The following is a 470-nucleotide window of genomic DNA, read 5'->3' on the forward strand; positions in this document are numbered from 1 at the left end:
CGCCCACCCCGATTGCCTCCACGACTGCATCTTCCTCGTCTGCGACGACTGCGGGCGCACCACGCACATCGACGACGACGGCGTCAGCGAGGGCCTGCGCGCCGCGGCGCGCGCCACGGGGTTCACCCCCGTCCGCCCGGTGCTCGAGGTCCGCGGCCGCTGCGGGGCGTGCGCTTGAGCCAGCGGGTCCGGCGATGAAGACCGTATTGCTGATCGACGGCGGCGCGCCGCGTGCGTGGGCGCAGCGCCGCGGGCTGTTCTTCGACGCCGACCTCGTCGAGAATCTCGCGCACGCCTGCGTCGAGGACGACGAGCATCTGGTGCGCGTCCTCTATTATGACTGCGCGCCGTTCGACGGCGTCGTCGAGCAGCCGATCTCCAAGGCACAATATGTCTTTCGCGCGCGTCACGGTTTTCTCGACGACGTCGCCAAGCGCGAGCGGTTCGCGGTGCGCCGCGGCGAGTTGGCG

At 70.6% G+C, this 470-nt stretch carries 1 protein-coding gene; it reads left to right on the plus strand.

What is annotated here, in order from left to right; genetic code table 11:
* Window positions 1–194 precede the first annotated feature (194 nt).
* Window positions 195–470: hypothetical protein (locus tag D7Y13_RS42420; protein WP_208734602.1), on the plus strand; the 276-nt coding region annotated here is incomplete at its 3' end.

Source organism: Corallococcus praedator (assembly GCF_003612125.1).
GTDB classification, from domain to species: Bacteria; Myxococcota; Myxococcia; order Myxococcales; family Myxococcaceae; genus Corallococcus; species Corallococcus praedator.